The following is a 9,910-nucleotide window of genomic DNA, read 5'->3' as shown; positions in this document are numbered from 1 at the left end:
AGTTGTATACGTTAATTGACTATCAGATTGCTTTTAATTATTTTAATGATTTGACGTATAATGCGGCAAATCAACTGCGTGAGGAAATGGAGAATGAATAATAAGCAAAAAAGCAAGCTTTTTTATTTTTTACATTTCGTTTCGAACATCAGTTCTAAAGGGGACGATAAAAATGCTAATAGATTTGGCTCGACAAGTACTTGAAGAGAAGTATCCACAATATGAATGGTACGCATTAAGTGGCTATTCAGATAAAAGAAATGAATCGGTTATTTTTATTACACTTAATAAAAGAGCCAGTATTGCAAGAGCTTATTTTAGTGAACAATACATGAACGTTACGGTTGAAAAATATGATTTAACTGAAAAAACAAATGAAAAGATTAGGATAGTCGAATGAAATTTATAGATATGTTTGCAGGAATTGGTGGCTTTAGATCTGGATTAGAGAAAGCAGGTCATGAGTGCGTAGGATATATTGAATGGGATAAGTACGCACGCAAGAGCTATCAAGCTATATATAACACAGAAGGAGAATTTACAGCAAATGACATACGAGAAGTTAAAGGAATCGAATTACCAGATGTCGATCTTTGGACTTTCGGATCACCCTGTCAAGACATCAGTATTGCCGGAAAACAAAAAGGCATTGTTAAAGGCGGAAGAAGCTCCATGTTCTTTGAGGTTATCAGATGCCTTAAAGAAAGAATTAGGGGGGGAGAAGACGTTACCTACCATACTTATCATGGAGAATGTTAAAGCTCTCTTATCCAGCAATGGGGGATGGGATTTTGCAAGGGTCATCATTGAAATGGACAAAGTCGGGTACGATGTTGAATGGACAGTTCTCAATTCTGCCGATGTCGTGCCTCAAAACCGAGAAAGAGTCTATATTATCGGACATCTTAGAGGAACAAGTACCAGACAAGTATTTCCTATCCAACGACAAGGTACGGATTTTGCTAGACCAAACCCAAAAATTGGAGTAGTTGGAAATACTTCGTCAACTGACTATAAGAGCCAAAATGTTATTAGCTCGAATGGAATTAGCCCTACTTTAACTGCTACTGACTATAAACATCCAAAACAAGTAGCTGTTAGACAGGTCGGAAATATAGTTAAGCAAAAAGGCTTTAGCAATCCACAAAGAGGAAGAATATATAGTGCTAATGGATTATCGCCAACACTTAATACGGCACAAGGTGGGGGATTAGAACCTAAAGTTTTAATTGAAAGACCACAAAGAGCTAGTCAGACAAAAGTACTGCTGGGAAAATACAAGCGAAACGAGTACGGCAAAGCAATTAGAAAAGCTTATGAGTCTGGCAAAATAAAAGTTCGCAGAAAAGACTTAAAAAAGTTTAGTCTTAAAAAATCAAATGTAAGCAATACTCTTACTACTGTTCAGAAGGATAATTTAATTGGAATGGTTAAAACCGACAAGATTGAAATCGACAGTCGAAGATTTAAAGAAAATGGCAAGCCGACATTCACAGCCAACGTGGTCGACCGTAATGGCGTAATGCTAAAAAATGGTGATGTCGTAGCTATTAGAAAGCTAACACCTAGGGAATGTTGGCGACTTCAAGGCTTTAGCGATGAGCAATTTGAAAAAGCAAAGAAAGCCGGAATAAGTGATACACAATTGTATAAGCAAGCTGGGAATGCTGTAACTGTTGACGTAATTGAGCAGATAGGAAAGAGACTGGTATTAGAAGATGACAAAGCTAAAAGATCATCCAATTTCGGAATTAACAATAAAAATTGAACATAAGTATGGATCAGTGCTGAAATGCCCAGACAATGATCCGATGTTAATCCGGCTACATAAACTCACAGATAAAACTTTAAATGTATCGAACAAAAACAATGGACTAAAAAATAAAGCTCGTCGTACAGAGCGGCTAATAAAAAAGAAAGCCCATGATTTAGCACTACAAGGATATACTGATGTAGAAATCGAAAGAGAACTATCCGTTAAAAGATCAACTGTTAGGAATTGGTTGAGAAATCTTAAAGAAAGACCAGCTAAATTTACAAGAATTGTAGTAGCAAAAAGTACTGGAAATAGAATTTATTTTTCTACGTCAAAAGGCGTGCAAGAATGGTGTGGTCAACTTGGATATGAGTTTTCAGCAGTAAATCGAGGAAAAGACGATTCTTTTGAAATACAAAAAAATGAAATTCATTGGGCTGAACTTCCTATTGGGGCTGTTTATCAAAATCCACGGCAGCATGATGAGTTCTATATTAAAGAAAACAATGCAAGTTATGCTCAAGGAGAACAATATTATTTTTAAGTGAGGTATATAGATGGATTCAAAAACAAATGATGTAAAAGAATTTTTTGATGAAGCTGTTAAGATTAAAGAACAAAGAGGTAAAAATTATGATAATGGTGGTAAATCTGCATTTGAGCGATCAATGGATATGTTTGATGAAAAAAATGCAGTAGTAGTATCAATTTGGCCTGTTATTCAAAAAGCATCAAGATTAGTTTCTTTGGCAAAAGAAGTTCAAGAAATTCAAAATGGCAATTCTACATTAAGCCTATCAGATGCAATAAAATCAATGGACGATACAAGCAAAGATCTTGTCAACTATACTGCTATGCAATGGGTAAGAAACGTAAAACCTTATCTTAAAAAGGGAGAGCAAAAATAAGTGGCTTGAATGCGTCGCAAACCACTGTATCTTTTGTTATTCCGGGACAGCCGGTAGGGCAAGGTAGACCGAGATTTACCACTAGAGGACGTTATCCTCATGCTGTTGATCCACCAAAATCGCGGCAATATAAAAATCTGGTGAAAAAACTTGCGTATGATGCTTATCAGGGAGACCCATTGGATGGGCCTATAAGGATTAAATTGATGCATTATTTTGAAATTCCCAAAAGTTATTCCAAGAAAAGAAAAAAGGCTTGTTTAGAAGGTACAGAAAGACCAACTAAGAAGCCAGATATCGATAATGTTTATAAAGGAATTGCTGATGCGATGAGTGGAATAATTTATCAGGACGATAAGCAGATAGTAGAAGATATGCAGGAGCAATGGTATAGTCTAACGCCTTGCGTTAAAGTTGAGGTAATACAAATATAATTGAAAGAGTTCTATTCATTTTATTGAATAAAACTCTTTTTTTGTAAAATTCGCTTGTGACCATTTTAAAAACTGCATATCATAGAATATGTCCTATACAAAGAAGAAATTTAATACATTCCACATATTTTGTAGCCACCTTTTTATTATTTTTGCATAAGGAAAAAGCTAAAAGTAAAGGTCCGATTCCTTTAGTGGCTATTGCCAGTTACTGGCAAATTTTCTCGAAGTTTTTTGATCTGCTTTAGTACCGACGCACTAAGGCTTTGGAGATAATCAAATGTATATTTAAAAAGTGTAAGTAAATCCGTTTTATTTTTATTGAAAAAGTATCAGTGCATTTGATTGTCTTGGCGCAATTAGATTTTTGATTTTAACCAATATATAGTTCGCAAATCTAATTGCTAAGTGAATAAGGGATAGCAAAAAATCATATTGAATTATTATTTCGGTCAGAATATTTTTACATCCGTTATCCTGGTGGTTCGACTCCACATTCACTTATTAGGGTATAACTACAACCCTGACACTGGTTTACTAATCTTAATTGTAGACATAATAGGTTAATTAATTGAAGATGACGGTGTAATGCACATCATTCCGTCAATAACGCAGAGAAAGCAAAACCTCCAATTAATTGTGAAAGCGATGCTTAAGGAAAGCAGCTTTCCTGTTTGGGCAAAGTGGTCCAGTAGCAACGACAGCGGACTGTAAATCCGCCACCGAAAGGTTTCGTAGGTGCGAGTCCTACCTTTGCCATGAGTAGTCGATATTTGAGAGTTTAACGACTAATATAAACAAATAAACAATTATGTGCGGTAATGGTAAATCGTACATAAATACCAAGTTAGTCACGAGGAAATCGTGCACAGTGGCAACTTAGCTCAGTTGGTAGAGCGCTAGAGTGAAGTTCTAGGCCGTCAGTGGTTCAATTCCATTAGTTGCCATTTATATTAATGGGCTATTGCTTACGATAAAAGATCGATCCGCTAGTAGCGCTTAAATAGTGGACCCCCAATAAGAGCAGCACTTTTACAAGTTAGTGACGGATCATTACACAGCCATGGAGTGCAAATGGCGAGGATAAACTTGTGGTGCGTATGTTGGCACTCACGAAAATATAGTGAGGCAAGGTTCGACTCCTTGATACGCAATTTGTGTGAAGCTGGTGCATAAGGGACTGAAAATCCTTCCAGCAATACTTCTTGTAAAAACCTAGTGAACGTATTTGAGGGATACCGCAAATATTTTCTAGTCCAAAGCGTAGTTGTTAGAGGGCATTGTGAAAGAAAGCAATCTAGGTTAGAAGCAAGGGGCAACACACAGGAAACTAAAAACAAATACCGTGTGGCAATCGAATAAATTCCGAACCTGCGTTGAATGATAGCAGGTGTAGGGACTCTAGTTAATATTGACTTTCTCTTAGTTAATAGAACCAAAAGAGTGTTAGAGAATAAGATTGTAGCACCTTGACGCTGGGATAAAAACCAGCTATAAGCACACGAGTATTGTACAAGTAGCTCAAATGGTGCAATTTAATTATTACAAAATACAGAAAATCGTATTTCGAGTGAAAGTTGAGTGGGATTGGTCCACGTCCTAGCTTATAAAACGTATATCAGCTTACAGGCCGCTCCTGTAAGTACGAGATATATTGCTAGTAGTTTTAATATAGTCCTTGTGAAAGTTGCCTAGGTCCTAATAAGACCCACACATTTTTAGAGAATGACGAAATGGTCGTAATAGTTTTTATATATCAATTTGCTGTTTTTGCCCGAAGATTTGCTAATACCAAGAGTACTCATAAATATTAACACTATAACTATTCTAGTTCGATTCTAGCATTTTCTATACGTAGTGCCGTGACCCATTATTTTTCAATTTAAGTATCAGAGCTGCTTAAATTGACTATCTATTTTCAGACTGCTTTTTTTATAGATAGAATGGTAGCCTACGGTAGATATTTAGTTCAAGTAGAATACCGCCATACATTCACCGGAGATATAGGTGCAATTCCTATGATATCTATATAGCCTAAACTAAAAGGCTGTAACCTTACAATTCAAATTCAATCATTACTAGTCTTGCGTCCAGATTTCCTTTCTTCTGGTCGCTTTTCTTTTATGGAGGAAAGAACATTTGTTTAATTTCTTTAATAATTTAATTTTTAACATGACGCATACCTTGTTACCATGTACTTTATTTATCGCTAATTTTTTAGCACTTATTATAGTGGTATATTTCGCAATTTGGGGTGTTGGGTTTGTGCTTGGCGGTTTAGCTGCCCTTATTAAATACTTTACACATAAGAATTAGAGGTGACAGAAATTGAGGAGACAAACCCGTGCTTATATCGAATCTCTACTCGAAGACTACATGAAATATAACAAATATAAGGCTCAAAGAGAGTTTGAGCTTCGTCACCCTTTTATTCCAGTAGATGAAAATGTGGGTGGCGGTAAAGCTCAGTATAAGCCAAATGATAGTGTTGACCGTATGTTAATTACACTGGATGAAGATATTAGATTAAACAATCTTCGACGTGAACACTTTACTATTAAAGCATGCTATGAAGAAGCACCAGAATACGTACAACAGATAGTAAACGAACTGTATTTTAAAGCTCCAAGAAACAGAAAGTATTTAAACATTGCTGATCTAGTGATTGCACATGTCATCCCTGTTAGCAAAACAAAGGCTTATGATGCTTTCAATGACTTTTTAGAAGATATAGCAAAGGAATTAAATTTGCATTACTAAAATGACTAATAAAGATAAAAGTATAGAAAAAATAAGAGCATTAATTGGAACTAAGCAAATTTATCGCATTCATTTTACTTATGGCAATGAAATGCGATTTATTTGTGTTGTAGCCGACAGAAGCGAATTATCCAGCTCTGAAAATCTAATGGCTTTCAATAAGATTGAGTCTTATGTGGGAAAACATATTTATATCACTGTATCTGAACGGGGCAGCACCTATCCGTCCGAAGATTATGTAGATTTTGAGTGGCAAGATGATTTTCAAGAACCTGACGATTCAGTGAAGGATTATCGATTAAGATTTGTGAAAATCCCTATAAAAAACATTGAATTCATAGAAGAACAAGCAAGATGGGAGTAATAGCCGATGGAAAATCAAGTAGTACATACATTATCAGATTTATTAGAGGGTAATAAGAAAATATATCAAGTTAACTGTCTTGTTACTGACAAGTTGAGATCAATTCACATCATTGATGAACCAAATAAACTTGATATAAAGTTAACAAAATCTGGTTTTATAGACTTAAATAAATTAAATATTGAGATTGACTTGCTGCAAGGTGAGAGAATTCGCTCTCGTTATAAATGGTTTGATGATTTTGAAGATTCAAAAATTCGGAGTGCTAGCAGTTACCAAGTTACTCAGTTTAAGATACGTGTTTGTGATATAAAAAATGTTTCTGAAATAAGAGGATAAACTACAAAATGACGAATAACGAAATGAGTACAGAAGAAGCAAGTGCACGTTTAGCTAATATGCTAAATGGAAGAAAAGTCTATAACGTTAGATACATCAGATCGGATAGATCTACTCATACTTATGTAGTGTGCAAACCAGAAGACATGAAAAAAGCTTTACGATCAGAAAAAGGATTTGTATTTTTCGATAAAGTGATGAGTTATGCCAAACGGATAGAGTATGCAACAGTATGCTGGGGTAGTGGACTTGTAATGCCAAAAGATGGCGGAAGAAATTATTGTCTAGTTGATTTCAGCATACCAGTAAACAAAATTGAAGAAGTAGATGAAGTAAAGCTCTAATAAGAGGAAAGGGATAAAATGAAAAGAAAACTAATTGGATTATTGGGAGTTGCATTAAGTTGTTTAGCATTAACAACGGGATGTTCCTCATCAAACAGCGATAGTAAAGCTGCAAGCGATCCTCATTCTAGCGCAATGGTAGAAAATAAAGAATATAAGCTGGCCTATTTTGAAGCTAAGGCTAATAGTGATATTGAACATCAATATTATTCTTTGGGGTTCTATAAGTCGGGAGTACTGGTAAAGACAGATTTGAGAAACGGTTCTGATAATTACCAAGAAATTATAGTTCCTGATCTTGAGACACCCTATGTTAAGTTTAAAGATGATACTTATTATATTTATCGTGCGCCATATACTATGTATAACCAGCCTGTGATTAAAGGAAAGGTAACGAAGAAAGAATAATGAAGCGTATAGCAAGAATAGTCACTATTTTAGGACTAGCAACTATTTCTTTGGGCACAACTGGTAATAACGTTTATGCTATAAGTCATTCATCTGCTCATCCATCATCGCATCCCTCTGCACACCCTAGTTCACATCCAGTAAGCCATCCAACAACGGCTAGACCTACATCTCGTCCAGCAACTACACCACATACTTCGGCCATGCCACATTCTAGTAATGTTCACGGTCCAAGTTCTACCATGCATAGTAATAGCATAACCAGAACAAATACTAGTACAGGAAATACAAGTAGCAAGACATCAAATACGGGTGCTGCTAAAACAGTATCTCCGACTACAAAAGCTATAAATCGTTTACCACAAACGCCTAAAGTATCTAAAAGTATTGAACGTGCAAAAACGACCACCACATATCATTCTTTAAGCAGTAATTCCTATAGATCAGATTACTTATATTGGCATGGATATTGTGATGCTTATTATAGACGACCAATGTTTAGCTACTATTATCCGTGGATGCCTTGGTGGTTCTGGAATTCACACAATCATGAGTCTACTAAGGTAAAACAAGAAGCTCAAAAGAAAAACATGCGATGGATTAAAGTTGACGATAAGGTAATTGCTGTTCCTAAAAAGATATACGCCAAGATTAAAGTAGGGGATACAGTCGAGCTCACTGATAACACGCATATTAATATTAACGGTCACACTTATAGTAGGTAGAGAGCGAAGATAATGAAGGAAAATAGGGAGGAACAAAAATTTATCTATGGCAAAAACACTCATCCTTATTATTTTTTATTTTTGCATCGGTATAGCAATAGGACTACTGATTGCAAAGCTTAAAGCGCTTAAGAAAAAAGATGTTGAATTAGAATTACAAGAGAAAATTGATACACTAAAAATTGAAAAAGAAGAAATCACTTTAGAAAACGAAAAATTAAAAAATTTTCTTGAAGAAAAACAAAACGAAATAACACAGAATTCGGTTCAAAACAAATTCGATGAGTTCTGTTCCAGATACAAATCAGAGGCTATCGCAAAGATTAAGTTAAAAAATAAAAAGTTAGTCCTTACAGGATTTATTAATGAAGCTCAACTAGAACAATCGCTAGCATTAAATGTCAAATATGTATCTTTTGATAGAATACAGAGTAAAATACCATACAGTATTTCTAAAGTTTTCTTTGGAACTTCATATATTAATGAATTAAGCGATAAATATTATTGGAGCGATGGATGGATAAAGCCAAAAGATTATGCGATAGATTGGAAAATATCTAGAATGTATATAAAATTATCAGATCTTGAAGACATAGAAATTGAAAGTGACTAATAAAAAGTTAGTGCTGAGAGGAGCATTCTAAGCTCTTTAAAAAGTATTTAAACCGTTAATTAATCGAAATAGAAACATTAGATTTTAAGTAATCATACATTGATTAGAGATAGATAGTATAATAACTTTAAGATCAACTTTGATGGCCGTAGGAGTAGGTATCAAAGTAAGCTCTCTGATTACAGGAGGGCTTTTTTTGTAGGGAGGGATGGATAAAGTGACAAAAAGAATAAAACCTAAATGGCAGCTTGAAAAAGAACAAAGTAAAAAAAGTAAAAGAGGTACTTTTGATTCTCTAAACGATTTTGCAAATTCTCTCCAGGATGCTTTTAAAAATATGAGTAAAGCATTTCATTGGGGATATAATAAAAAGAAAAGCAAAGATACTGTTGGACTATTAACTTCTAACACAACCACTCTATTTGAGGATAGGAACGATGAAATTAGAAAGAAAGCCGATCAGTTATCGAAAAGACTAGATGAGTTAGAAAGAAAAATAAAAGAGCTCTAGTAAACTAGCGCTCTGACATAATTATTTAATTAGTGGAAATTCGATTTTTAACTGGGCTCCGCAAACCCGCTATAAGTTCCAGTTTTTTGGCTGGGTACTGTAAACCCGCTATAAATTCCAGCTTTTTTGACTAGGTGCTGTAAACCTGCTATCTTTTCCATATCTAAAGTATAATATCTAATGTAAAAATACGAGCTAAAGAAAAGCAATCGTTTTTTAATGTTCTTAAAAATATTCGTATTCTAAACCCGTCGATTTTAACCGGTTTAAATTTTGTAGGAGTTATATTTAACTCGATTGTGACCATTATTAATCATCCCTATAATGAAACTAAGATAGCTTTATAGGGAGTATAAAATGCGGTTGAAAAGCTAATCGGCCGTTTTTGCGACCGTTTCTAGTTAGAATAAAAAATAAACGTCCTAGCTCTTACAAACTGGGGCGTTGCTTATTAAATAGAAAAGAGAAAATTAAATGTGACTGCAAAAGAATTTGAGAAAGGAATAAAGAGAGGCCTAAATAAGTTGAGTGAACAAGATATTAAACAAATAAGGGATGAGTTTAATTCTGAGCCAGATTATCCTATTCCTAGTCAAAACCCCAAAAAATAATCGTCTCAAAAATGATAGGGGGGGTATATTTTTCATTTGAAAACTCGAAATTTTTGAGACTTCAAAAATGATAGGGGGGGTATATTTTTCATTTCAAAATTCGTTTTTTTGAGAAAGGAATTAGAATGCTTAAATTC

15 protein-coding genes and 2 tRNA genes are annotated in these 9,910 nt (G+C 34.7%); all 17 read left to right on the top strand.

What is annotated here, in order from left to right; translation table 11 throughout:
- Window positions 1-184: 184 nt before the first annotated feature.
- The 17 genes from K8V80_RS04580 (at window position 185) to K8V80_RS04500 (ending at window position 9,773) form a co-directional block, all read left to right on the top strand.
- Window positions 185-400 carry a hypothetical protein gene (locus K8V80_RS04580; RefSeq protein ID WP_276775762.1) on the top strand — a complete coding sequence of 72 codons (216 nt, stop codon included), beginning with the start codon at window positions 185-187 and terminating at the stop codon, window positions 398-400.
- Between the two features lie 11 nt (window positions 401-411).
- Entirely contained in the window at window positions 412-759 is a 348-nt protein-coding gene (locus K8V80_RS04575; RefSeq protein ID WP_276775761.1) for a DNA cytosine methyltransferase, read from the top strand.
- Complete coding sequence (gene dcm, locus K8V80_RS04570) at window positions 746-1,768, top strand: DNA (cytosine-5-)-methyltransferase (RefSeq protein ID WP_276775760.1); 1,023 nt, start codon at window positions 746-748, stop codon at window positions 1,766-1,768. Before K8V80_RS04575 ends, dcm begins: the two co-directional genes overlap by 14 nt.
- Window positions 1,719-2,300 (top strand): hypothetical protein, encoded by a 582-nt coding sequence (locus tag K8V80_RS04565; RefSeq protein WP_276775759.1) that lies wholly within the window; start codon window positions 1,719-1,721, stop codon window positions 2,298-2,300. The genes dcm and K8V80_RS04565 overlap by 50 nt, the downstream gene beginning before the upstream one ends.
- Before the next feature lie 13 nt (window positions 2,301-2,313).
- On the top strand, window positions 2,314-2,664 hold the full coding sequence (locus K8V80_RS04560; RefSeq protein WP_249565197.1) for a hypothetical protein: 351 nt from the start codon (window positions 2,314-2,316) through the stop codon (window positions 2,662-2,664).
- A 5-nt stretch (window positions 2,665-2,669) separates the two neighbouring features.
- Entirely contained in the window at window positions 2,670-3,098 is a 429-nt protein-coding gene (locus K8V80_RS04555) for a RusA family crossover junction endodeoxyribonuclease (protein WP_276775756.1), read from the top strand.
- 677 nt (window positions 3,099-3,775) lie between these two features.
- Window positions 3,776-3,857: transfer RNA gene (locus K8V80_RS04550), tRNA-Tyr, on the top strand.
- Window positions 3,858-3,971: 114 nt separating this feature from the next.
- Window positions 3,972-4,045 (top strand) — tRNA-Phe (locus K8V80_RS04545).
- A 1,381-nt stretch (window positions 4,046-5,426) separates the two neighbouring features.
- Complete coding sequence (locus K8V80_RS04540) at window positions 5,427-5,858, top strand: transcriptional regulator (protein ID WP_095182854.1); 432 nt, start codon at window positions 5,427-5,429, stop codon at window positions 5,856-5,858.
- A gap of 1 nt (window position 5,859) precedes the next feature.
- The gene (locus K8V80_RS04535) at window positions 5,860-6,222 is read left to right on the top strand and encodes a hypothetical protein (RefSeq protein ID WP_276775752.1); all 363 of its coding nucleotides are present in this window, start codon (window positions 5,860-5,862) and stop codon (window positions 6,220-6,222) included.
- 6 nt (window positions 6,223-6,228) lie between these two features.
- Complete coding sequence (locus tag K8V80_RS04530; protein ID WP_276775751.1) at window positions 6,229-6,561, top strand: hypothetical protein; 333 nt, start codon at window positions 6,229-6,231, stop codon at window positions 6,559-6,561.
- An 8-nt stretch (window positions 6,562-6,569) separates the two neighbouring features.
- Window positions 6,570-6,905, top strand: a complete 336-nt coding sequence (locus tag K8V80_RS04525; RefSeq protein WP_276775749.1) for a hypothetical protein — start codon at window positions 6,570-6,572, stop codon at window positions 6,903-6,905.
- 18 nt (window positions 6,906-6,923) lie between these two features.
- On the top strand, window positions 6,924-7,313 hold the full coding sequence (locus K8V80_RS04520; protein ID WP_276775747.1) for a hypothetical protein: 390 nt from the start codon (window positions 6,924-6,926) through the stop codon (window positions 7,311-7,313).
- Entirely contained in the window at window positions 7,313-8,038 is a 726-nt protein-coding gene (locus K8V80_RS04515) for a hypothetical protein (RefSeq protein WP_276775745.1), read from the top strand. The genes K8V80_RS04520 and K8V80_RS04515 overlap by 1 nt, the downstream gene beginning before the upstream one ends.
- Window positions 8,039-8,084: 46 nt before the next feature.
- Window positions 8,085-8,651 carry a hypothetical protein gene (locus K8V80_RS04510; protein ID WP_276775744.1) on the top strand — a complete coding sequence of 189 codons (567 nt, stop codon included), beginning with the start codon at window positions 8,085-8,087 and terminating at the stop codon, window positions 8,649-8,651.
- Window positions 8,652-8,859: 208 nt separating this feature from the next.
- Window positions 8,860-9,162, top strand: a complete 303-nt coding sequence (locus K8V80_RS04505) for a hypothetical protein (RefSeq protein ID WP_276775743.1) — start codon at window positions 8,860-8,862, stop codon at window positions 9,160-9,162.
- 476 nt (window positions 9,163-9,638) lie between these two features.
- Entirely contained in the window at window positions 9,639-9,773 is a 135-nt protein-coding gene (locus K8V80_RS04500) for a hypothetical protein (protein WP_268762461.1), read from the top strand.
- Window positions 9,774-9,910: the final 137 nt, after the last annotated feature.

It is taken from the genome of Bacteroides coprosuis (assembly GCF_020741705.1).
Taxonomy (GTDB): domain Bacteria; phylum Bacteroidota; class Bacteroidia; order Bacteroidales; family Bacteroidaceae; genus Bacteroides_E; species Bacteroides_E coprosuis.
This window is presented reverse-complemented; position numbering and strand designations above follow the sequence as displayed.